Annotated in this window: 16 protein-coding genes and 1 pseudogene; 13 read left to right on the top strand and 4 right to left on the bottom strand. The window is 66.6% G+C overall.

All coding sequences use genetic code 11. The features are described from left to right. Positions 1-105: 105 nt before the first annotated feature. On the bottom strand, positions 106-738 hold the full coding sequence (locus CAP2UW1_RS10765) for a MarC family protein (RefSeq protein WP_015766653.1): 633 nt from the start codon (positions 736-738) through the stop codon (positions 106-108). Positions 739-1,035: 297 nt separating this feature from the next. After that, a complete protein-coding gene (locus tag CAP2UW1_RS10760; RefSeq protein WP_015766652.1) occupies positions 1,036-1,617 on the bottom strand; it encodes a PEP-CTERM sorting domain-containing protein in 582 nt (193 codons plus the stop codon). A gap of 285 nt (positions 1,618-1,902) precedes the next feature. On the opposite strand from CAP2UW1_RS10760, the gene CAP2UW1_RS10755 reads away from it, so the two are divergent. The 13 genes and pseudogenes from CAP2UW1_RS10755 to CAP2UW1_RS10695 form a co-directional block, all read left to right on the top strand. Continuing rightward, entirely contained in the window at positions 1,903-2,763 is an 861-nt protein-coding gene (locus tag CAP2UW1_RS10755) for a DMT family transporter (RefSeq protein WP_015766651.1), read from the top strand. A gap of 372 nt (positions 2,764-3,135) precedes the next feature. Continuing rightward, entirely contained in the window at positions 3,136-4,776 is a 1,641-nt protein-coding gene (locus tag CAP2UW1_RS10750; RefSeq protein WP_015766650.1) for a methyl-accepting chemotaxis protein, read from the top strand. 391 nt (positions 4,777-5,167) lie between these two features. Then, complete coding sequence (locus CAP2UW1_RS10745) at positions 5,168-5,653, top strand: DUF2934 domain-containing protein (protein ID WP_015766648.1); 486 nt, start codon at positions 5,168-5,170, stop codon at positions 5,651-5,653. A gap of 52 nt (positions 5,654-5,705) precedes the next feature. After that, a complete protein-coding gene (locus tag CAP2UW1_RS10740; RefSeq protein WP_015766647.1) occupies positions 5,706-6,179 on the top strand; it encodes a phage tail protein in 474 nt (157 codons plus the stop codon). A 235-nt stretch (positions 6,180-6,414) separates the two neighbouring features. Continuing rightward, positions 6,415-7,593 carry a DUF2863 family protein gene (locus CAP2UW1_RS10735; RefSeq protein ID WP_015766646.1) on the top strand — a complete coding sequence of 393 codons (1,179 nt, stop codon included), beginning with the start codon at positions 6,415-6,417 and terminating at the stop codon, positions 7,591-7,593. Positions 7,594-7,613: 20 nt separating this feature from the next. Beyond that, positions 7,614-8,945 carry an adenosylmethionine--8-amino-7-oxononanoate transaminase gene (locus tag CAP2UW1_RS10730; protein ID WP_015766645.1) on the top strand — a complete coding sequence of 444 codons (1,332 nt, stop codon included), beginning with the start codon at positions 7,614-7,616 and terminating at the stop codon, positions 8,943-8,945. Next, positions 8,942-10,105 carry an 8-amino-7-oxononanoate synthase gene (gene bioF / locus CAP2UW1_RS10725; protein WP_015766644.1) on the top strand — a complete coding sequence of 388 codons (1,164 nt, stop codon included), beginning with the start codon at positions 8,942-8,944 and terminating at the stop codon, positions 10,103-10,105. The genes CAP2UW1_RS10730 and bioF overlap by 4 nt, the downstream gene beginning before the upstream one ends. Next, on the top strand, positions 10,102-10,866 hold the full coding sequence (locus CAP2UW1_RS10720) for an alpha/beta fold hydrolase (RefSeq protein WP_015766643.1): 765 nt from the start codon (positions 10,102-10,104) through the stop codon (positions 10,864-10,866). The genes bioF and CAP2UW1_RS10720 overlap by 4 nt, the downstream gene beginning before the upstream one ends. Further along, on the top strand, positions 10,847-11,617 hold the full coding sequence (gene bioC / locus CAP2UW1_RS10715; RefSeq protein ID WP_015766642.1) for a malonyl-ACP O-methyltransferase BioC: 771 nt from the start codon (positions 10,847-10,849) through the stop codon (positions 11,615-11,617). Before CAP2UW1_RS10720 ends, bioC begins: the two co-directional genes overlap by 20 nt. Beyond that, positions 11,614-12,288, top strand: coding sequence for a dethiobiotin synthase (gene bioD, locus CAP2UW1_RS10710; RefSeq protein WP_015766641.1), 675 nt, complete (start codon positions 11,614-11,616; stop codon positions 12,286-12,288). Before bioC ends, bioD begins: the two co-directional genes overlap by 4 nt. Before the next feature lie 64 nt (positions 12,289-12,352). Continuing rightward, positions 12,353-13,987 (top strand): ATP-binding domain-containing protein, encoded by a 1,635-nt coding sequence (locus CAP2UW1_RS10705; protein ID WP_015766640.1) that lies wholly within the window; start codon positions 12,353-12,355, stop codon positions 13,985-13,987. A 96-nt stretch (positions 13,988-14,083) separates the two neighbouring features. Then, complete coding sequence (locus tag CAP2UW1_RS23715) at positions 14,084-15,442, top strand: vWA domain-containing protein (RefSeq protein ID WP_015766639.1); 1,359 nt, start codon at positions 14,084-14,086, stop codon at positions 15,440-15,442. A 134-nt stretch (positions 15,443-15,576) separates the two neighbouring features. After that, positions 15,577-16,747, top strand: a pseudogene (locus CAP2UW1_RS10695) (IS3 family transposase); the annotation flags it as partial. 137 nt (positions 16,748-16,884) lie between these two features. Here CAP2UW1_RS10695 and CAP2UW1_RS10690 read toward each other — a convergent pair. Together CAP2UW1_RS10690 and CAP2UW1_RS10685 are read right to left on the bottom strand one after the other, a co-directional pair. Further along, the gene (locus CAP2UW1_RS10690) at positions 16,885-20,361 is read right to left on the bottom strand and encodes an Eco57I restriction-modification methylase domain-containing protein (RefSeq protein ID WP_015766637.1); all 3,477 of its coding nucleotides are present in this window, start codon (positions 20,359-20,361) and stop codon (positions 16,885-16,887) included. A gap of 13 nt (positions 20,362-20,374) precedes the next feature. Beyond that, positions 20,375-21,913 carry an ATP-binding protein gene (locus CAP2UW1_RS10685; protein WP_015766636.1) on the bottom strand — a complete coding sequence of 513 codons (1,539 nt, stop codon included), beginning with the start codon at positions 21,911-21,913 and terminating at the stop codon, positions 20,375-20,377. Positions 21,914-22,007: the final 94 nt, after the last annotated feature.

Raw genomic sequence — 22,007 nt, 5'->3', positions numbered from 1 at the left:
CGGCACGTCGTGCCGCAGAGAGCCACTCAGCGCATCGTTGTCGGACGGGCTATGGCGCGCTTCTCCTCTCGGCGTGCCCAGCGGTCATCGTGCCGGCCCGCAAACTCAGCGTCCGAGCACCGGGAAGAGTTTGATCAAGCCGTCCGCCATGACCTCGACGGCAATCGCCGCAAGGATCAGGCCCATCAACCGGGTCATCACGTTGATCCCGGTCTGGCCCATGAACTTGCCGATGCGCCCGGCCGCCGACAGCGCCAACCACGTCGCCAGACCAATCACCATACCGTAGGCGACGAGAACGCCGAGTTCCCAGACGTGCCTGGCCTTCTCGGCGTAGATCACCACCGTCGATATCGACGCCGGCCCAGTGAGCAAGGGAATGGTGAGGGGAACGACGGCAATGCTGGCTCCCGAATCGGCGCGAATGGCGCCTTCGTCGACATCCTGCGAACGCGACTCGGCCGGTTGCGCGTTGAGCATGTGCATCGAACTGATCAGCAGCAGCATGCCGCCACCCACCTGGAACGAGGCCAGCGAAATCCCGAAGAACTCGAGCACCTTGAGGCCCGCCAGGGCGCTCGTGGCGATGACGACGAAGGCCGTGAAGGCGGCGACACGGGCCGTCTTCGCTCGCTGCGCGAGGCTCAGATTGCGCGTGAAATGGATGAAGAACGGAATCACGCCGACGGGATTGACGATCGCCAGCAGCGTGATCAGCGGTTTGATCGGGAAATCCATGGCCGGAAGACGGCCCGGCTGGCAGCCGGACGAGGGTTGGCGAAGGACGCAGTCTAACCCGATAGCCGGTCGCCGGCGTTACCTGCGTGGCCTGCGTGTTGGCCCACCGCGGCCGCATGCGCAGCGGTCGCGCGAGCTATCGCTCGGTTCGCCCGCCAACGAAAGCAACGAAAGGGGAATGCGCCTGTCGCCGGCCGCTTCCCCAAACGCTGGAAGCAGGCCGGCCACAGACCGAGAGCGAAGATCGACGCGGTCCCTACTGACGCGAGTCCCCGCCGCTCAGCCGCTCAAGTGGAGTTAGCGCTTGCCGCGCCGCGCTGCGCCCAGACCTACCAGACCGAGCGCCAGCAGCGCGAGTGCGCCGGGTTCGGGCACGGAAGAGCGGGTATTGGTGAAGGAGAAGCTCAAGTCGTTGTAGTCGTAAGGGCCACCTTTCAGATCCTCGAAGCTCACCAGTGCTTCGTTCGGTAGCCAGTTGCCCTCGACACGGGCGTGCGCTTGAGCATCGGCGTTGCGGGCGGCAGGTCCGGTGAAGAAGTCGTCGCCCGTGTTGTTGACGTGCAGGCGGAAGATCAGTTCGACGCCGACCGCGAACGAGCCGAGGTTTTTCGTGCTGCCCACCGCCGAGCCATGGTTGTTGAAGATAAACAGATCGTTGCCGAAGATTCCATCGTCACCAGGATTGCCAGCGGCATCGCGCATCAGGTAAAGGTCGTTGCTGTACGACGCCGAATTCCCCTGATAGGTGGCCACGATCGGATCGGTGCTGCCGACGATGACCTTGAGGCCCTCGTTACCGGGAGCGGCGATCGGGAAGGCGTTCGCCGCCAGCGGAAGCGCCGCGAGCGCGGCGACGAGAAGCGGGACAAATTTCTTCATGGGGTGCTCTCTTTCAGTTGTCTGTTGGGTTGTCAGGGTTTCAATGACCCGGGCGATGCGTTGTGAGTGACAATAAGCACGATGTGTGCCAGAAACCCCATCACGCCGAACTAGCACATTAATTCCGTGTGGTGGAGCATGCCTGCAGGTTCCGCGGGAAGCTGCCGACACGGCTTGCCGCGCCGACTGTCAAAATTCCCGACACGCGCAGCTTGTCGATGCCGAGCACCGGCGTGACAGGCTTGGGGGTAAGATCTGTCGCTTCCCTTCTCGCGAAGCGCTTCGATGCAATCCCTGTGGATGGTCCTTGCCAGCCTGCTGTTCGCCTGCATGGGAGTATGCGTGAAGCTAGCCGCGGCCACCCACTCGGCAATCGAGATCGTCTTCTACCGCAGCTTCCTGTCGCTGATTCTCATGTTCGCCCTCGTCAAGCTGCGTGGCGTTCCGCTCGGGACGCCGCACTGGCGTTGGCAGGTGAGCCGTGGCGCCCTCGGCTTCTCGGCGCTATGTACCTACCTCTGGGCGATCACCCTGCTGCCGCTGGCGACGGCAGTGACGCTCAACTACACCTCGGCAATCTTCCTGGCCATCTACCTGGCGCTGTCCGGCATGCGCCTGACGGCAGGAATCCTCGGAGCGCTGGCCTTGGGGCTGGCGGGTGTCGGCCTGCTCCTGAAGCCGACGCTGAACGCCGACCAGTTGGTCGGGGGCCTGATCGGTCTCGCCTCGGGTGTGCTGGCCGGTATGGCCTACTTCAGTGTCCGCGAACTGGGTTCGCGCGGCGAACCGGAAACCCGCACGGTCTTCTACTTCTCGCTGGTCTCGTCGGTCTGTGCCAGCGTCTGGCTGCTGCTGTCGGAAATTCATCCGGTGGACCTGCGCAGCGGCTCGCTGCTCGCCGGTGTCGCCACCTTCGCTACCGCCGCCCAGCTTGCGATGACCCGTGCCTACGCCGGCACGCGCACGCTGATGGCTGCCGCGCTGGCCTACAGCACGGTCGTTTTCGCCAGCTTGTTCGGCATGATTCTCTGGAACGAAACGCCGGATGGCGTCGCCTGGCTGGCCATCGGCCTGATCATCCTGTCCGGGCTGGCGGCGACGCATTTCTCGCGTGCCGGGCCGGCGCCCGCGGCGCCGGCCCCCTGAGACACGGGGCAACGGCAGACCTTGCTTGCTTGCTTGCTCGATCGCTCGACCCACCGAGGGCGGGCCTGGAGCGGCAGAGGCCGGCAGGGACGTGGTGACGGCGCAGCGGCGTCGCCGCTTGCGCGCTGAGCATTACTGTGCAGGAAATGGGGAGGACATCCGCCATTTGGCTTTCTGGTATCCTTTGCCTGCAGTCATCATGGAATCGTCGGGCCCGTGGCCAACCCTCGGAGGCCAGCCGCCAGTACGGCGCGCTCGGACCAGACAGCGGCACCTCCCCGATGATTCGCATCGGTGACCGCTGACTTTGCGCCAATACAGAGTGCCGGACCCGCGGTCGTGCCGGCCCCATCATTCGCTGGAGGGATCGCCATGATCGGCTTGCCGCGAAACATGTCGCTGAAGACTCGTCTTTATGCTTTGCTCATCAGCATGCTGCTGGGGCTGTTCGCCCTGGGAGCTTACTCGGTTTATGAGCTGCGCCAGCAGATGCTGGGCGAAAAGCGCCTGGCGATACGGGCCGTCGTCAACTCCGCCATCGGCGTTCTCCAGCACCAGCACGAGCTTCAGCAGGCCGGCAAGCTGACGCAGGAGGAGGCTCAGCAACTGGCGAAGGACAGCCTGCGCAACAGTCGCTTCAACGCCGAGGACTATCTGTTCATCTATGATTTCGCCGGCACCACGATGATGCACGGCACCCGACCCGAAAGGGAGGGCAAGAACACGCTGGAGACCAAGGACCCAACCGGCAAGGCCTACATCAAGGACTGGATCGACCTGCTCAAGCGCAACGGTGAAGCCAGCATGGACTACGCGTTCGCCAAGCCGGGGAGCGACAAGCCGATTCCGAAGATTGCCTATGCCAAGGTCTTTGCACCCTGGGGCTGGTGGGTGGCCACCGGTGTATACATCGAGGACGTGGACGCCGCTTTCTGGGAAAACGCCAGCAAGAGCATCGCCTTCGTGGCCGTGGCTGGCGTCCTCCTGGGTATTCTCGGCTGGACGATCAACCGCAGTGTTCAGCAGCAGCTCGGCGGCGAGCCGGCGCTGGCCGCCGCGCAGGTCGAACAGTTTGCCCAGGGCGACCTGACGCGCAGCATCACTTCCACCAGCACTGCCCCCGGCAACCTGCTGGGCGCGCTCGCCACCATGCAGACCCGGCTGCAGGGTGTCGTGCACGAGATCAACCAGGGGACTGCCGTGCTCGTCAAGGAGTCCGGAGAGTTATCCGTCGCGGCCGAGGAGATCAGTCTGGCCGCGCGCAATCAGGCCGAATCGAGTGCCGCGACAGCGGCTTCCATCGAAGAACTGACCGTCAGCATCAACGAGGTCTCCGAAATTGCCCGGACAACCGAGGAGAACTCGCGCCAGACGGCCGACCTAGCGAGCCGGGGTGCCCAGGTGGTCCGCCTCGCCGCCGGCGAGATCGAGAGCATCGCCGTCGCGGTGGCCGACTCGACGACGCGTATCCACGCACTGGTGGGCCGCTCGCAGGAGATCGGCACCATCACCCAAGTGATCAAGGAGATTGCCGATCAGACCAATCTGCTCGCCCTCAACGCCGCGATCGAGGCCGCGCGCGCTGGCGAACAGGGGCGTGGTTTCGCCGTCGTTGCGGACGAGGTACGCAAACTGGCCGAACGCACGACCCAGGCTACGGCCCGCATCAGCCAGATGGTGAGCACGATTCAGGGGGACACCAGCGAAACCGTGCAGGCGATGCAGAGCGCCGAGCCGAAGGTGCGCCAGGGCCGGGAACTCGCCTTGCAGGCGACCGGCGTGCTCGACGAGATCGAGCGCCATGCCGAGGATTCGCTGGCCAGGGCGCGCGACGTAGCCAACGCCACTCGGGAGCAGGCGATTGCCGCTACCGGCATCGCCGGTCACGTCGAGAACATCGCGTCGATGACCGAGGAGACCGACGCCGCGACCCGGAACAATGCTGCGGCCGCCCAGGAACTGAAGAATGTGGCTGCCAGCTTGCAGGCTGCCGTGGCCTACTTCAAGGTATGACCGACGCCGAAGCTCACTCGCCAACGCTTGCCATCGCCAACTCGCCCCCCTGCCCCAGGAAGCGTGGCGACCGGCTGGGGCCGTGCCCGCTCAACGCTCCTGACGTGGCCCCGCCCTTCCCGCGGGCGATCAGCCAAAGCGACGGTCCACGCCTGGCATGGTCTGAACTTCGCTCGCGGGCCAGCTGACGCGTAACGCCGCGCCGCAGGCGCGTGCCGGCACCGCCGGATTCCGGATTCACCTTGACCGATGCGTCTGATTTTCCTATCCTGCGAACGTATGCTGGTGTTGTCCAATCCGTATTTCTCCCTGTTTCTCTGCGTTCTTGCACGCCTGCACTCAGCAATTTTTGCCGACACGTTTACCGACATCGCTACCCAAGGGGATCACCATGACTGAAGACAAGAGCACGACCAAGAGAGCGTCCACCACCAAGAAGGCTGTGGCGAGCGCGACGACCACGGACAATACGCCGGCCAAGGCGCCGGCGGTAAAGAAGGCCCCGGCAGTTGCTGCCGAAAAGGCGACCCCGGCGACTACGCCCGAGAAAGCAGCCCCGGCCAAGAAAGCGGTTGCGACGACGAGCGCTGCCCCTAAGAGCCAAGCGCCGGCAGCCAGCGCGGCGCCTGCGGCCAGCGTGGCCGCGAGTGCACCCAGCGCTCCGGCGGCGGCCGCTGTCGCAGCACCTCAAAGCCCGCCTGCGGTGACCGTCGCCAGCCCGGCAGCGAGCCAGCCAAGTGCCGAGGAACGCTATCGCATGGTCGAGTCCGCCGCCTATTTCATTGCCGAGAAGGATGGTTTTCAGGGATGTTCCGCCCATTACTGGTCCCTCGCCGAGCAGCAAATCGCCGCCCAGCTGGGCGAAGCGAGTACCTAGCATCGACGGCATCCGGCATGCCGGGGGCCTGCAGCGAGACGAGGACAAGAACATGCGCAAGCGATTGATCGCTGCCAACAGACCGGCCAGCCCGCCGGCCCCGGCAGAGTGGCTCAGGCTCGACGAAGTGGCGGAGGTGGAAATCAGCTCCGAGGACGCTGCCTATCCGATCGAAGGCGCGCTGGTGCCCGGTCACAACAGCGGCTGGCGTGCCGCCGTGCCGGGCAGTCAGACAATCCGGCTGCTCTTTGCGTCACCGCAACGAGTGCGGCGAATACAGATCGATTTCGTCGAGACGTCGTTGCCGCGGACGCAGGAATATCTGCTGCGCTGGTCTGGCGACGGCGGACAGTCGTTTCATGAGATCGTGCGCCAGCAATGGAACTTCAGCCCGCAAGGGGCGAGTACGGAAAGCGAGGACCATCGGGTCGACCTGGCTGCCGTTACGGTCCTTGAGTTGATCATCACGCCGGATCTCGGTCACGGGCCGGCAGTGGCGTCCATGGCGCGGTTCCGCCTCGCCTGAGTCGCTGCCGACGGGATCGACTTCCCGCCTATCCACGTTTCCGGCAGCAGCCGGCCGCTGCTTTCCGGGTCGCCCCCGCATGCCGTCCGGCGGTGCAGTGCGGACTGCTCGCAGGTAAGCCGGGCAGCAATTCCACGCCGGTCGGTGCCTCGCAACGCCAAGAAGACGCGTGCGCACAGGCGCCGGAGGCGTCAGCTTGGTACAATTGCAGATTGACCGTCCCCAGGCTCCGACCATGAAACGCAACCGCCTCTCCTCCCGCAAGCGCATCTCGGCTGACGCCACCGAGCTAGGCCGTCTCGCCATCGGTCTGGCCGAGTCCGGCAGCAAGCTTGAGGATACCTTCTGGCAGGCCCGCCTCGCCGAGCTCCTCGACCGGCTGTTCCACGATGGTGCCGAGGACGACCTGACCGCTGCCCTCGACCGTCTGTTCGACACCCATCCGATGGGGCACGACGACCTCGCCGACATTATCGAGTCGCACGCCGAATCATGCATCCTGCTGGATCAGGGACAGGAATTCGACCTGCTGCTTTTTGCCGTGCCGGTGCTCGCCTGGTCGCGCTTCTCGATCCCGGCGGCCGCAATCCCCAGAAATCTTCTGCAGACGATCAAGGTTCATCTCGGCGCACACGTCCTCGCCGCTGGCGCCCGGCTTGCCCTCGCCGACTACCTCTACAGTCCCGATCAGCTGCCGCACAGCTTCGTCGATACCTGGCAGTTGATGCGCCGACTCGGCGCGGCGGCACTGACCGGCGACGACCTCAACGTCGACGCCTCGGCGATGCCCGAAACGAACCGCTTCCTGTCCGATACGCGCTATCTCCTCGGTGCCTTGACGGTGCCGCGCGGCAAGCCGCTGTTTCGCTGGAACGAGGCGGACAAGACCACCCGTGAAGGCGCACTGAAGGAGTGGCTGAAGCAGGGCGCGCCTTGCCTCGAGCCATTGCTCACCGGCTGCGCCTATCAGGCTTTGCTGGCGGATGCGTACCATGCCGCCTGCCGGGCCGCCGATAGTGCGTCGCGCCCCTACTCGCTGAATGCCTCGGTAGATTTTCTCCGCACCGCACTCGGCGAGGCCGTCTCCGACAACCTGCGCGCCGTGGTCGGCGCCTTCCACGACAAACGCCTCGAGGAGTACCGGATCGGCTTTGGCCCCGCTGACAGCGATGTGGTCTACCACGGCGTCGTCTGGCCACTGCTCGGCATCGAAGACGAAACCACCGATGTCGCCGGCGAGATCGAGTCCGTGCTGCGCAAGGCTGGCATCCGCGAGGTCGTGGTGCTCGACCAGCAGTTTCCCTACGAGTTCTGTGACGACTGCGGCGCGCCGCTGTATCCCAGCGTGGAGGGAGATACGGTGCATGCGGAAATGCCGGAACAGGATGACGCGCCGTCGCAGACGCTCCACTGATGCGCTGCCGAGAACCAACGATGGCCAACAGCGATCTGCTGCAACGTAGCCTGGCTGCCGTCTGGCATCCGTGCACCCAGATGAAGCAGCATGCGGCCGCTTCCGAAGCCTTGCCGCTGATCCCGATCGCCCGCGGCAAGGGCGTCTGGCTGTACGACTTCGACGGCCGGCGCTACCTCGACGGCATCAGTTCGTGGTGGGTCAACCTCTTCGGCCACGGCCACCCCCGCATCAACGCGGCGCTGCGCGAGCAACTTGACGAGCTCGAACACGTGATCCTCGCCGGCTTCACGCATCGACCGGTAGTCGAACTCTCCGAACGTCTGGCCGGCCTGACCGGTGGCGCCCTCGGACATTGCTTCTATGCTTCCGACGGCGCGTCGGCGACCGAGATCGCGCTCAAGATGTCCTTCCACTCGTGGCACAACCGGGGTCGCCGGGGCAAGGATACGTTCCTCTGCCTGGCTGGCAGCTATCACGGCGAAACGGTCGGCGCGCTGGCGGTCACCGACGTACCGCTGTTCAAGGACGCCTATGCGCCGCTGATCCGCCCGGCCCAAACCGTGCCGACGCCGGACGCCCGCCTGGCGATGGACGGCGAAGCCCCGGTCGATGTCGCCCGCCGCGCTGCCGCCGCGCTGGCCAGCCATCTCGAAGCCCACCACGAGCGCATCGCCGCACTGATCGTCGAACCGCTGATCCAGTGCGCCAGCGGCATGGCGATGTACGACCCGGAGTATCTGCGTCTCGCCCGCGAGCTTTGCGACCACTACGAGGTGCACCTGATCTGCGACGAGATCGCCGTTGGCTGTGGTCGCACCGGCACGTTCTTCGCCCATGAGCAGGCCGGCATCAGGCCCGACTTCCTGTGCCTGTCGAAAGGCATCTCCGGCGGCTACCTGCCGCTGTCGATCGTCATGACCACCGACGCCGTCTATGATTGCTTCTACGACGACAGCACCAGCCGTGGCTTCCTGCACTCGCACTCCTACACCGGCAACGCACTCGCCTGCCGGGCAGCGCTGGCGACGCTCGACATCTTCGCCGACGACCAGGTCCTCGTCGCCAACCGTGTCCTCGCCGAACATCTCGCCACCTGCCTGAGCCCGCTCGCCGGGCATCCGCGGGTGCGCCACCTGCGCCAGCGCGGCATGATCGCCGCCTTCGACGTACACACCGACGACCCGCAGTTTTCGCAGCGCTTCTACCGGCAGGCCCTGGCGCACGAAGTCCTGCTGCGGCCGATCGGCAACACCGTCTACTTCATGCCGCCCTACGTGATCGACAACGAGGAGTGCACGTTCCTGGCGACGCGGGCCATGGCCGCGCTGGACGCCGCACTGCCGACATGATCTGGGAAGAACTGCAAGGCGAACTCGACGCGCTGCAGCACGCCGGTCTCAAACGCCGGCGTCGCACGCTCGAAGGGCCTTGCGGCCCGCAGGCCACGGTCGACGGCCGGGATCTGATCAGCTTCTGCAGCAACGACTACCTCGGCCTGGCCAATGACCCGGCGCTTGTCGAGGCCGCCTGCGCCGGTGCACGCGCCTGGGGGGTCGGCAGCGGCGCCTCGCACCTGGTCAGCGGCCACCTCGCCCCGCACGCGGCGCTCGAGGAGAAGCTCGCCGCTTTCACCGGTTTCCCGCGTGCGCTCCTCTTCTCCACTGGCTACATGGCCAACCTGGCCATCGTTCCAGCGCTTGTCGGGCGTCACGACGCTGTCTTCGCCGACCGCCTCAACCATGCCTCGCTGATCGACGCCGTGCAGCTATCGCGCGCCGAAAACCAGCGCTACCCGCACGGCGACCTGAGCGCACTCGAGCACCTGCTGACCGCCAGTCGCGCGCGCCGCAAGCTGATCCTCACCGACGCCGTCTTCAGCATGGACGGCGATCTCGCCCCCCTGCCCGGCCTGCTGGCGCTGGCCGAGCGCTTCGACGCCTGGCTGGTGGTCGACGACGCGCATGGTTTCGGCGTCCTCGGCCGGCAGGGACGCGGCAGTCTGGCGCACTTCAACCTGCCCGCGGCCAGGCGACTGATCTACATGGGCACGCTCGGCAAGGCGGCGGGCGCCGCCGGTGCCTTCGTCGCCGCCGCGACGACGGTCATCGAATGGCTGGAACAGCGTTCCCGCACCTACATCTTCACCACCGCCGGCAGCCCGCTGGTCGCCTGCGCGCTGGACGCCAGCCTCGACCTGATCGCCGCCGGCGATGCCCGTCGTGACCATCTCTGGCAACTCATTGCGCAGTGGCGCGATGGCGTCGCCCGACTCGCCAACGCACGCTGGCGCCTGCTGCCCTCACCGACGGCCATCCAGCCGCTGGTCATCGGCGACAACCACGAAACGCTGCGCATTGCCGGGGCGCTCTACGAGCGCGGCCTGTGGGTGCCGGCGATCCGGCCGCCGACGGTACCCGTCGGCAGCGCCCGCCTGCGCGTTTCGTTGACGGCGGCGCACAGCGCAGAACAGGTCGGCCAACTGCTGGACGCCTTGCGAGAACTGGCATGACGCGAGTTGTCGGCGAGGGCCCGGACCTCGCGCTGATCCACGGCTGGGGGCTCGGCAGCGCCGTCTGGGAGCCGCTGCGGCCCGCCTTGTCGGCACACGCGCGGGTGCACCTCATTGACCTGCCCGGCTACGGCGAGGCAGCCGACGACAGCGGCGATTTCACCGCCACGGCGCAGACACTGATCGACGCCCTCCCGAACCCGGTGGTGCTCTGCGGCTGGTCGCTCGGCGGCATGCTGGCGGTGCGCGCCGCCGTGCTGGCTCCCGAACGCGTCAACGGACTGGTCCTCGTCGGCGCCACGGCCAGCTTCACGCAACGCGGCGATTGGCGCGCAGCGCAGGCGCCGGCAGTCGTCGATAGTTTTTCGGCCAGCGTCAGATTGCAGCCGGAGCAGACGCTGCAGCGTTTCGTCACCTTGCTGAGCCAGGGCGACAATCAGGCACGGGCGATCACCCGCGAGCTTCTCGCCTCCCTCAACCGCGCGCCGGGGCCGCAGATCGAAGCGCTCGGCCGTGGTCTGGACTGGCTCCGGGAGATCGATCTGCGTCCCCTGCTCCCGGCAGTCACCGCACGCTGTCTGCTCGTCCACGGCGAGAACGACCCCCTGAATCCGCTGGCCGCGGCACGCTACCTCGCCGAGACCATCGCGAATGCCCGCCTGGAGGTTTTCGGTGGCGCCGGGCACGCGCCCTTCCTCAACGACCGCGAGCGCTTTGTCCGTCTCCTGGACGATTTCTGCCATGTCCGCCCCGCCCCCTAGGCAGCGTGTACGCGAGGCTTTCGAACGCGCGGCGGCGTCCTACGATGGCGCCGCCGTGCTGCAACGACAGGTCTGCGACCACCTTCTGGCCGACTTCGACCCGTCTCCCGAGCCGAACAGCATTCTCGATGCCGGTTGCGGCACCGGCTACGGCGCCCGCCTGCTGCGTTCGCGCTGGCCCGGCGCCCACCTCACCGCAGTCGATTTCGCCCCCGCCATGCTGGCTCTGGCGCGTGACGACGCCGATGTCTGCCTCGCTGCCGACATCGAGGCCCTGCCCTGCCGGGACGCGAGTTTCGCCGCCTGGTGGTCGAGCCTGACCGTACAGTGGTGCGATGCCGAGAAGGTTTTCGGCGAAGCGCGGCGCGTCCTGCGTCCCGGCGGGCGGCTGGCGCTGAGCACGCTCGGACCCGACACCTTCCACGAACTGCGCGAGGCCTTCACCGGCATCGACCGCTATCGCCACACGCTCAGCTTCAGCGAACCGCTGGCGATCGGCACAGCGCTGGCGCAAGCCGGTTTCGCCGATATCCGCCTGCATCGCCAGACACTAAGCCTGCACTACCCCGACCTGAAATCGCTGCTGCGCGCCGTCAAGGACATCGGCGCCAACTCGGTCGGCGAAGGAGCACGCGCCGGGCTGTTCGGACGCAGCGCCTGGCAGCAGGTACAGGCGGCCTACGAGCGGCATCGTACGCCGGCCGGCCTGCCCGCCCGTTACGACGTCATTCTTGCCTACGCCAGAAAATGAAAGACACACCGAAAGACACACGCGGCTGGTTCATCACCGGCACCGACACCGAAATCGGCAAGACCTTCGTCGCCTGCGCGCTGCTGCACGCTTTGCGTCGGACAGGCGTGAGCGCCCTGGCCATGAAACCCATCGCCGCCGGCTTCGACGAGCAGGGAGTCAACGAGGACGTCGAGCGTCTGCTCGCCGCATCCTCGTTCGCGGCACCGCACGCGCTGGTCAATCCCTACGGCTTCCGGGCCGCGATTGCGCCGCACATCGCCGCCGAAGAGGAAGGCCGGCGCATCGAACTGCCGCACATCGCCGCCTCTCTGACGAAGCTGCAGACGATGGCCGACGTGGTCCTGGTCGAGGGTGTCGGCGGTTTCTGCGTGCCGCTCGGTGCCGGCGCCGACACCGCCGACCTGGCGTCTCTGCTCGGCCTGCCACTGCTTCTGGTTGTCGGCATGCGCCTGGGCTGCATCAACCATGCGCTGCTGACCCAGCAAGCGATCGCCGCGCGCGGCCTGCCGCTGGCCGGCTGGGTGGCCAACCGCATCGACCCGGCGATGTCACGCTTCAGCGAGAACCTGGCGGCCTTGCAGGCGCGCCTGCCGGCGCCGCTGCTTGGCGTCGTCGAGCATGGCACGACGCCCGAACGGGCAGCGCTGGCGCTGCGCCTTCCGGATTAGGCGAAGCCCGCCAGCTCCGGTGCTATCCTGTCCAGGCGAAACGAACTGATCAGGATATCCCCCGATGGCCCGAATCCTCCCCGACGGCTGGCGCGAACTCGCCGTCACTGGCGCTGCGCAACGCGAGATTGAAACCCTCGCCATCCTCGCCGATGGCCTGCCCGACGACTACACCGTCTATCACGCCGTGCATTGGACCGGCATCGACGGACGCTACGCCATCTACGGCGAAATCGACTTTGCCGTCGTCAGTCTTGCCGGCGACCTGCTCCTCATCGAACAGAAGAGCGGCTTTCTCGATGAAACGGCCGATGGCCTGGTCAAACAGTACCCGGGCAAATCGAAGAGCATTCCCGTGCAGATCTCGCGCATGCTCAGCCAACTGCGTGGCAAGCTCGCTGGCCGCGGCGACATTCCCTCGGTGCACACCGACGCCCTCCTCTATTGCCCGGACTACACCGTCAGAAACCCGGAAACGGCGGGCCTCGTCCCCGAGCGCATCGTCGATGCCAGCCGGCGCGACCAGCTCTGCCGCATCATCGGGCGGCTCCTGCCGCCCGGCGAGAAAACCCTCGCCACAGCCAAGGTCCATGCCTTCCTGCGCAACCTGATCCAGCTCGACACCGACGTCAGCGCCTTGATGGGACATGCGCGCAAGGTCGTCACCCGGGTTTCCGGCGGGCTCGCGCACTGGGCACGCCGGCTCGAGTTCGAGCCCTTTCGGCTGCGCATCAACGGCACCGCCGGATCGGGCAAGACGCAGCTCGCCCTTGCCGAGTTCCGCGCCACGCTCGACGCCGGCAAGCGCCCGCTCTATGTCTGCTTCAACCGCCCGCTCGCCGACCACTTCAGCACCATCGCACCGGCCGGCGGCCTGGCTTGCACCTACCACCAGCTCTGCGACCAGCGCCTGCGCGATGCCGGAGAGATGCCCGACTTCAGCCTACCCAATGCCTTCGAGCGCCTGCAGAAGCGAGCCGCCGAACTGCCGGTGAGCGCCGCCTTCCTGTTCGACACGCTGATCGTCGACGAAGGCCAGGACATCTCCGAGCCATGGCGCGACTTCATCTTCCGCCACGCGCGTCCCGAGGCGCGAATGCTGTGGCTCGAAGACCCGCTGCAGAACCTCTACGGGCGCCCGCCGACGCCGCTGCCGGGCTGGGTGACGCTGCGCGCGCAGAGCAACTACCGCAGCCCGCGGCCGATCGTCGAACTCCTGCGCCGCCTGCTGCTCGGAGGTCTCGAGATCGAAGCCGCCTCGCCGATCGCCGCCGACGAGATCGAGTTCCTCGACTACGCCGACACCCAGGGCATGTTCGCCCGCGTCAAGGAAGCCATCCGGCTCTGCTACTCGGCCGGCTTCAGGAAGCACGACGTCGCCATCGTCAGCTACCACGGCCGCGAGCAGTCGCAACTGCTGACGCTCGACCGCCTGGGGCAGACCAGTCTGCGCCACTTCACCGGCGAGTACGATCTCTTCGGGCAGCCCGTCTACACCCCGGGCGACGTGCTCGTCGAGTCGGTCTACCGCTTCAAGGGCCAGGCCGCGCCAGCGGTCATCCTGACCGAGATCGACTTCGACGTGCTCGACGACAAGGCCGCGCGCAAGCTCTTCGTCGGCGCCACGCGTAGCGCCATGAAGCTGGTTCTCATCCTGCACCAGAAATCCGCAGCGAGGCTGCTCGAACGCCTGGGCTGAGAGCCGTCGCTGCACCGGGTGGCGCATCTGGTGAGCCCGGGTCGCGCTACACTGACCTCATCTGCCGGCAATGGTGCCGGACGAAAAGGAGATTCCATGCCCAACACCATCCCCCGTATCCGCATCCACTCCCTCAAGCCGGCGCTCATCGCCGGCGTCGCGCAGAAGCTGCCGGTCCTGATCCGCGTGCAGGCGCCCGATCCGCTGGCGACCGAGAAGAAAGCGCGCAAGCCCTATCACCTTGCCCTGGTCATCGACCGTTCCGGCTCGATGTCCGGGCCGCCGCTGGCCGAAGCGGTGCGCTGCGCGAAGCATATCGCCGACCAACTCGAGCCCACCGACATCGCCTCGCTGGTCGTCTTCGACGACCGCGTGCAGACACTCGTCCCGCCCCGCCCGGTCGGTGACCGCCAGGCGCTGCATCTGGCCCTGTCGCGTGTCCACAGCGGCGGTTCGACCAACCTGCACGGCGGCTGGCAGGCGGGTGCCGACGGCCTGCTGCCGGCCGCCGGCCAGGCGGCACTGGCACGCGTCATCCTGCTCTCGGACGGCAATGCCAACGTCGGCGAGATCACCGACCCAGCCGGGATCGCCGCCCTCTGCGCGCAAGCCGCCGAGCGTGGCGTCAGCACCTCCACCTATGGCCTCGGATCCCACTTCAACGAGGACCTGATGGTCGAGATGGCCAAACGCGGTGGCGGCAACCATTACTACGGCGATACCGCCGCCGACCTCTTCGAGCCCTTCGCCGCCGAGTTCGATTTCATCTCGGCGCTCTGCGCCCGCCATGTCCGTCTGTCGCTCGCCGCGGCGCCAGGGGTTGGCATCCGTCTGCTCAACGATTACCTGGTCGAGGGCGACGCGGGTTTTCCGGTGATCCGCCTGCCGGACATCGCGTTCGGAGCCGAAGCCTGGGCGCTGGTCGAACTGCAGATTCCGGTGGGGCTTGCCGGTGAGGGCGCCGGGCAACTGCTGCAGGCGGCGGTCACGGCGTCGACGCCGGAGGGCGAGCCGCTGGCCTTTGCCGACGCGACGCTGACGCTGCCTGCCATGTCGCCGGCTGCCTGGGAAACCCTGCTGAGCGACCCGCTGGTGCTTTCCCGCCAGTCCGAACTGGCCGCCGGCAAGCTGCTCGAACAGGCGCGCGCCGCTGCCGAGCACGGCGACTGGAACGTCGTCGAGCGCCTGCTGGCCGAGGCCCGGCAGCGCTTTGCCGACCAGCCGTGGCTGATCGAAGTACTCGAGAGCATGGCCGAGCTTGCCCGCTCGCGGGACACGGCGCGATTCCGGAAGGAGGCGCTCTACTCTTCCCGCAGCATGGATTCGCGGACTTTGTCGACGCACGAAGCGTTCTACGAAGATCCGGCGACCGAATCGGCCAGCCCCAGCTTCCTGCGCCGCAAGAAGGCACAGGGCAAGACGGAGTTCGGCAAGCCGGACGATCCGGAGAAATAGGCAGGGAGAGGACAGGCTAATTTGCCGCCCCCGGACACGGTCTGTCCGCGTCCTGGGGGCCAGCGTCCGGTATAGTGGTCCCCGGAATTCAGACAGTAGTTTAAGCTGTGCGCCAAGGTAGGGAGCAAGGAACGATGAGTGAAACGAAGACGCGGAAGGTACATACACCGGAGTTCAAGGCGAAGGTGGGTCTAGAGGCCGTGCGAGGGGTGAAGACGATCAACGAGATTGGCCAGGAGTATGGCGTCCATCCGGTTCAGGTTGGGCAGTGGAAGAAGGCTATCCAGGATCAGGCGAAGACGCTGTTTGAAGGTAAGCGAGGTCCCAAGCCGCTGGCCGCCCACCGGGAGCCGGAGCGGCTGTACAGCGAGATCGGCAAGTTGAAGATGGAATTGGACTGGCTCAAAAAAAGTCCGGGATCAGCCCGTCATGATCCGGCAAGGGTGGATCGACCCAGGGGAGGCGGTCGCCATGGTGCAGCAGTGCGTCCTGGCCGGGGTCTGCCGGTCGACGATCTATGCGCAGCAAAGACCGGCGGTGGTCGATGCCAGCGATCTCCTGTACAGTCGCCTGATCGACGAGGAGTACACTCGGCACCCGTTCTACGGCAGCCGCCGGATGGTGATCTTCCTTGGGAAGGCGGGTCACACGGTCAACCGCAAACGGGTGCAACGCCTGATGCGGTTGCTGGGGTTAGCCGGCATGGCGCCGGGCCCGAACACCAGCCGTCCGCACCCAGAGCACCAGGTCTATCCCTACCTGCTGCGCGGAGTGCCTGTGGTCAGGCCCAACCAGGTCTGGAGCACCGACATCACCTACATCCGGCTGGCGCGTGGCTTCGCCTACCTGGTCGCGGTGATTGACTGGTATAGCCGCAAGGTCCTCAGCTGGCGGATCAGCAACAGCATGGAAGCGGCCTTCTGTGTCGATTGCCTGGAAGATGCCTTGCGCACTCACGGCAGGCCGGAGATCTTCAATAGCGATCAAGGCAGTCAGTTCACCAGCACTGCCTTCACCGATGTGCTGAAACGTGAAGGGGTGGTGATCAGCATGGACGGGCGGGGCCGGGTGTTCGACAACATCTTTGTCGAGCGACTCTGGCGCAGCGTCAAGCACGAGGACGTGTATCTGAAGGGCTACGCCACCTTGGGCGAATTGACGGTCGGATTGGCCGAGTACTTCGCCTTCTACAACGGCGAGCGTCCGCACCAGTCGCTGAGTGACAAGACGCCCGATGTGGTCTATCGCACCGCTATCGGTGGTGGGGCCTTGATCCTCGACAAATTCGGCGGCGCGGGTGGGGAATCGCCTGTTCCGCTACGCTCCACAGGCGATTCCCCACCCGCAGAAGCCAGATCAACATCAGAATCAACAGCAACGACCAAACCAACAGCAAAACCGGGGCAGCGCCGTCCAGCTGCTACTGCAGTTGAAAGCACAGCTTAAACCGAGCTAATTTTTGTCTTGACTTCGGGGACCCACTTTAGTTTCACGCGAAGTGTGAAATCCGACCCTACACGCGGCACGACCGACGCAATCACCGTGCGCTCGTCGGTCGCGCGACAAATATCTCGCCAGGCCATCAGCCAACCCCGGTACCAGCCCTTGGCGACGAGGCGGGATTCCACCTCGGTGGTATTGACCCAGTAGCGCGGGTTGACGCTGAAATTCGGGTCTTCTTTAGCGTCGATGGCAACATCGCCGCTCGTCCCGTCGGCGGCGTAGGTCGCCCAGCAGTGGTCGAACTGGTGGACCAGCTTTGCTTCGTACATAGGCGAGAAGCCAGTTCGGTGCCCTCTTGAACATGAGCCCACTACTTCGGCCTTGGCCATGTCGAACACTCGCCGAATCTGAACGCCCCACGGGTTGCGCTCGGGCGGTCCTTCGGTGATCAGCACAGGCGCGGCGCGGTAGAGTTTCTTGGTCAACTCGGCGTCGCGCTCGCTGCGGAAAACCGGGCAGGTCAGCGTGTTGGGATTGATCAGGCGAAATTCGTCGGGCGCCAGCCGGAAGCATCGACGCGGGTCGGCCAATTGCGTGACCTGGGCTGCGAAGCAAACAAATTCGGCGGCATCGGCGCGGCCGAGGGTCAGCAGGCAGAACTTCATGCGGCTATCGACCGCCGGAAACAGGCGTTCCCGGTTCTCGATGTCGTAGAGGCTGGCCAGCCACCCGCTCTGCGTCAGGTCGGCGAAATAGGCCTTGGTACTGTCGTCGGTGGCGATACCGGTCGGCACGATGAAGCCGGCCCGCCCTTCGCCGCTGACCAGTTGCGCGAAGGTTTCGGCGAACAGCGCGTAGGTGTTCACATCCCCGACGCCGGTCAACGGGTAGCGCCCGGAATCGTGGGCGAACAGGCTGGCCGCCTCGGCAATGCGGCGGGCAACGATGAAGTCGGCGTGCAGGGCCTGCTCGGCGACGTTCGGCGGCGTCATTCCCTGCACCGCTTCGACTTCCGGATAGAGCGTGTGCAGCAGCATGCCATCGCGCAGCAGTTCGATGCGCCGGCCGCGCTCGGCCTTGTGCGGCGCGTCGGCGATCAACGGGCTGCGGCTGGCGAAGAATTCTTCCTCCTGCAACTTGATCCGTTCCCACGGCGGGTTGCCGAGCAACACATCGAAGCCACCCTTTGCCCGCACCTGCGGGAAGGCCTGCCACCAGGGGAAGGCCTGCGCCGTTTGCGCGGCACTGGCAGCCGCTGCCGCGACGCCTGGGCGCGGAGCGCTCCCGTTGAGCACCAGCCAGAGATCCTGGGTGGTTGGCACGCTCACCATCGTCTGCGGCGTCTTGGGCAGGACGAAGGCGGCGACGAAAAGATCGGCGGCCAGCCGGGCGCGCGAGGCGGCTCTCTTCGCTTCGGCCTCGACAAAGGCGGCGCGCTTGGCTTCGAGCGCGGCCAACGTGTCGTCGGGCAGGGCGTCGAGGGCAGCAGCCTCGGGCGCGGCGTCGAAGCCGAGGGCGAGGTTGAAGGCGGCGCGCGTCTTCGCCTTCTCGATCGCCTTCAGGGCGTCGCGGTTGGCTTTCTTCAGCGCCGTGACGACGGCCTTGTCGTCGCCGGACAAGGCATTGAAGGCCTTGTCCGGGATGCCGACTTCCAGAATCGCCGGGTCGAGGATGCCGAGCAGCGCGTCGCCGCAGCGCAGGTGGTGGTCGAGGAAGGTCAGCGGCCGGTCGGGCGTGTAGGCTTCAAGCCAGAGCGCGGTGCGCGCAAGTTCGATGGCGAGCGGGTTCTTGTCCACCCCATAGATGCAGTGGGCGACGACGTCGCGCAGCGCGTGGCGGTAGTCGGCAGGCAGCGGGTTGCCCTCGGTGGCCGACAGGCGGGCGACTTCCTCGGCGAGGCGGCGGGCGGCGGCGAGCAGAAAGTGGCCCGAGCCGCAGGCCGGGTCGCAGACGCTCAGTTCGAGCAGCGCCTGCACCGGCTGCCGCGGGTTCGCGGCCAGCGTTTGCGCGATCACCGGGTCGAGGGCGCTGCGGATCAGCTCCTGCACCAGGCTGTCGGGCGTGTAGTAGGAGCCGCTGAGCTTGCGGGCGTTACCCTTGGTGCTGCCCCCCGCCTGCTCCGCCGCGTCGCCGATGAAGCCGAAGCGGCGGACGCTGGCGGTCAAGGTCAGTTCGGGCACCAGTTCGAGCAGGCTTTCGTAGACGCTGCCGAGTTCCTCCGAATCCATGTCGCGGTAATTGACGCGCGACAGCGCGGCGCCGTCGCGGAAGAAGCAGAGGCCGAAGAGCGCGCTGAGCAGCGACTGGTTGTCGAGCTGGGCGGCGTCGAGGTCCGGGCATTGCGCGGCGTCGAAGAGGCCACCGAGCGCCGGCAGGCCAAGGGCCGGCTGGCCGCCGGCGAGGCCGGCGAAGGTGATCGAGAGCGCCTGCCAGAGGTCGGCATGGCGGTCGTAGCTGCGCCGCCGGGCGGCCAGGCGGCGCAGGCGCGCGAGGCTGTAGCCGGCCTGGTAGCGGGTGCGGGCCTCGGCGCCGGGGTCGGGCGCGAAGACGAGTTCGCGGTCTTCGATGGTGGCGAGAAAGATGAGGCGGTAGACGAGGCGCAGGAGTTGCTCGAAGTAGATCTGGGTGCTCAGCTCGCCGCTTTCGATGCGGCGGCGCAACTCGCCGTTGGCCGGATGCGTGAGGAAGCCGCTGCCGAGCACGCGCAGGGCATTGGCGACGCCTTCGCGCAGGCGGTCGCGGACGCGGATGCCGTCTTCCTGGGCGGTGTTGCGCCAGTGTTCGAGGGGGCAGTCGGCCGGCTCGGCGCCGGCCTGGCCGAAGCGCGTGGCGTGGGCAAGCAGCCAGAGGACGACGAAATCGGGGTAGAGGCCTTCGGCGAAGATGGCTTCGAGATCGGCCTCGATGTAGGCCGGCCGGGTGAGGCTGGCGTTGTCGCGCAGGACGCGCAGCTTCAGGCCGTTGCTGACGACGGCCCACAGCACGGCGTGGCTGGCGTTGAGAAACTCCTGGGCGAGCAGGAAGGGCGAACGGCGGCGCGTGCCGTCGCCTTGCCGGCTGCCCGGCTTGTCGAGCGGCTGGTCGTGCGCGGCGAAGACGAGCGGCACGCGCCCTTCTCCGGCGGCGCAGCCAATGGGGAAGCTGCGTTCGCCGACGGCGACCTGGCCGACGCGCTTGAGGTCGGCAAAGCCGAGTACCTGGCGGCAGAAGGGTTCGAGGAAGTCGCGGCTGTTGGCCCAGGGGTCGCGGTCGCTGCGTTCGCGGCGGGCGGCGAAATCCTGCCAGAGGTTCTGGGCGATCTTCCAGTAGCGGCCGATCTCGTCGCGCAGCTTGAGGCCGCGCGGGATGTCGTAGTCGGTCTCGGACTGCGCGGCAGCTTCGAGATGGGCGATCCGGTTGAGGAAATCGGGCGCCAGCAGGCCGCCTTCGATGGTCAGGGCGGTGAAGGCGAGTTCGGTGCTCGAGCGGCGGGCCATGCGGGTTCCCGGTTCAGTTGGTTCCTGGCGCGGCAAGCCAGCGCTGGTAGTCATTGAGGTCAACACAGACATACCCGCGAGCGTGCAAGGCCTGCCGTTCAGCGACCGGAAAATCCGGGGCGTAGAGCGCACGTTCCGGCTGCCAGCCCTTGAAGCGACGCCCGGTCGCCGTCGCGAGGAAGTCGTCGACGTGCTGCCCGAAGGTGGTCAGCGCGGCCGGGGTGTGCTTCGCGGCAGCGCGCTTGCAACTGCCGAAGCGGACACGCCGGTCGTCTTCGTTGACGGCGACGATGTCGATCTCGACCAGGCGCGCGACATCGCGGGGACGGTTCCAGTAACCGTGGACCATGTCGGTCAGCGGGAAGTCGCCGGCCCCGCGCCGCGAGGCTTCGGCCATCAGCTTGCGGACCATGCGCTCGAAGGTGGGGCCTTCGTGGTTTTCGAGACGGACCGCGCCGATCTTCAGCGCCTGCGCCAGCGGCTGCACGCGCGCGGCCTGTACCGCGGGTTCGATGGCGGCAAGCCAGGCGGCGAGGAAGTTGTCGCCGATCTGGTAGCGGGCCTGGCGGCTGCCGGCCTGGGCAAAGACCGGGCTGAGGCGCTCGACGAGACGGTAGCGGTCGACCAGCGTCGCCAGGTAGGTGGCGAAGGATCGGCTGTCGCCGAGGCTCTCGGCGTAGGCGGCCGAGAGCTGCTGCTGGGCGCAGGGCTGCTGACGGGCGAGCAGACGCAGCAGCGAGACGCCGGCGCCGCGCAGTTCGCGCAGGAACCAGGTACTGGCCTCCTCGACGAGCGGCGCGCGCGCCGACAGGAACAGGGTGTCGATGATACGGTCCGCTGCGCTGTGGTCATCGGCCGCGAAGGTGCCCTGGTAGGCGCAATCGCGGTAGAACTTGGGGACGCCCTCGAAGACCGACCAGAAGGTCAGCCAGTCGCGCGGGCTGTCCAGCCCCTGATCGGCGAAGACCTGGAAAAGGGTGGCGAAATCCCAGTGGTCGAGGTTCAGGCGATCGGTCACGCGGGCATAGAGCGGCGAGCCGCGATCTTCGAGGAGCGCTGTCATTTCAGTGTGGATCGAGCCGAGCACGAATATGCCGCCATGGGCCGATCCGGTGAGCGTATCGACTTCCGCCTGCAGCAGCGACGTGAAGGCGGACAGCGCCTTGCGGTTGAAATACTGGAACTCGTCGATGACGACGATGATGCCGGCCCGGCAAAGCGCGCCAATGGCACGCACCATGTCGGAAAAGCGGCGCAGCTTGTCCGTCACGACGCTGTCCGGCAGGCGTCCCGGGCTGGCATCGGCAAACGCGGCGAGCGCATCCGTGAACACGGCGACGACATCGCGTTCGTCGCTGTCGGGAATCTGCACGTAAAGCGCGCCGGCCGCGCCGGTTCCGCCCTGCGTTTCAAGAAGCGCCTCGCGGATCAGCGAAGTCTTGCCGATGCGGCGGCGACCGCTGATCGCGCAGAAGAACCAGCGGCCCCGGGTCAGGAGCAGCTTGATCGCCGCCAGCTCGTCGCGACGACCGTAAAATTTCCAGGATGTCATGAATTCGTTTTGTGTAACTTTTTTTACACTACAAAGTCTAGCGCGAAAATCTCTTATAAAACCGCTGGTTGCGCGAAAATTCCGGGACAGCGGC

The organism is Candidatus Accumulibacter phosphatis (genome assembly GCF_000024165.1).
In the GTDB taxonomy this organism is placed as follows: domain Bacteria; phylum Pseudomonadota; class Gammaproteobacteria; order Burkholderiales; family Rhodocyclaceae; genus Accumulibacter; species Accumulibacter phosphatis.
This window is presented reverse-complemented; position numbering and strand designations above follow the sequence as displayed.

Bases quoted from the DNA above. Each gene is read 5' to 3' on its own strand.
- CAP2UW1_RS10765 (WP_015766653.1), bottom strand. From the start codon at position 738: ATGGATTTCCCGATCAAACCGCTGATCACGCTGCTGGCGATCGTCAAT.
- CAP2UW1_RS10690 (WP_015766637.1), bottom strand. From the start codon at position 20,361: ATGGCCCGCCGCTCGAGCACCGAACTCGCCTTCACCGCCCTGACCATC.
- CAP2UW1_RS10720 (WP_015766643.1), top strand. From the start codon at position 10,102: ATGACGCGAGTTGTCGGCGAGGGCCCGGACCTCGCGCTGATCCACGGC.
- CAP2UW1_RS10760 (WP_015766652.1), bottom strand. From the start codon at position 1,617: ATGAAGAAATTTGTCCCGCTTCTCGTCGCCGCGCTCGCGGCGCTTCCG.
- CAP2UW1_RS10750 (WP_015766650.1), top strand. From the start codon at position 3,136: ATGATCGGCTTGCCGCGAAACATGTCGCTGAAGACTCGTCTTTATGCT.
- bioD (WP_015766641.1), top strand. From the start codon at position 11,614: ATGAAAGACACACCGAAAGACACACGCGGCTGGTTCATCACCGGCACC.
- bioC (WP_015766642.1), top strand. From the start codon at position 10,847: ATGTCCGCCCCGCCCCCTAGGCAGCGTGTACGCGAGGCTTTCGAACGC.
- CAP2UW1_RS10740 (WP_015766647.1), top strand. From the start codon at position 5,706: ATGCGCAAGCGATTGATCGCTGCCAACAGACCGGCCAGCCCGCCGGCC.
- CAP2UW1_RS10735 (WP_015766646.1), top strand. From the start codon at position 6,415: ATGAAACGCAACCGCCTCTCCTCCCGCAAGCGCATCTCGGCTGACGCC.
- bioF (WP_015766644.1), top strand. From the start codon at position 8,942: ATGATCTGGGAAGAACTGCAAGGCGAACTCGACGCGCTGCAGCACGCC.
- CAP2UW1_RS10685 (WP_015766636.1), bottom strand. From the start codon at position 21,913: ATGACATCCTGGAAATTTTACGGTCGTCGCGACGAGCTGGCGGCGATC.
- CAP2UW1_RS10705 (WP_015766640.1), top strand. From the start codon at position 12,353: ATGGCCCGAATCCTCCCCGACGGCTGGCGCGAACTCGCCGTCACTGGC.
- CAP2UW1_RS10730 (WP_015766645.1), top strand. From the start codon at position 7,614: ATGGCCAACAGCGATCTGCTGCAACGTAGCCTGGCTGCCGTCTGGCAT.
- CAP2UW1_RS23715 (WP_015766639.1), top strand. From the start codon at position 14,084: ATGCCCAACACCATCCCCCGTATCCGCATCCACTCCCTCAAGCCGGCG.
- CAP2UW1_RS10745 (WP_015766648.1), top strand. From the start codon at position 5,168: ATGACTGAAGACAAGAGCACGACCAAGAGAGCGTCCACCACCAAGAAG.
- CAP2UW1_RS10755 (WP_015766651.1), top strand. From the start codon at position 1,903: ATGCAATCCCTGTGGATGGTCCTTGCCAGCCTGCTGTTCGCCTGCATG.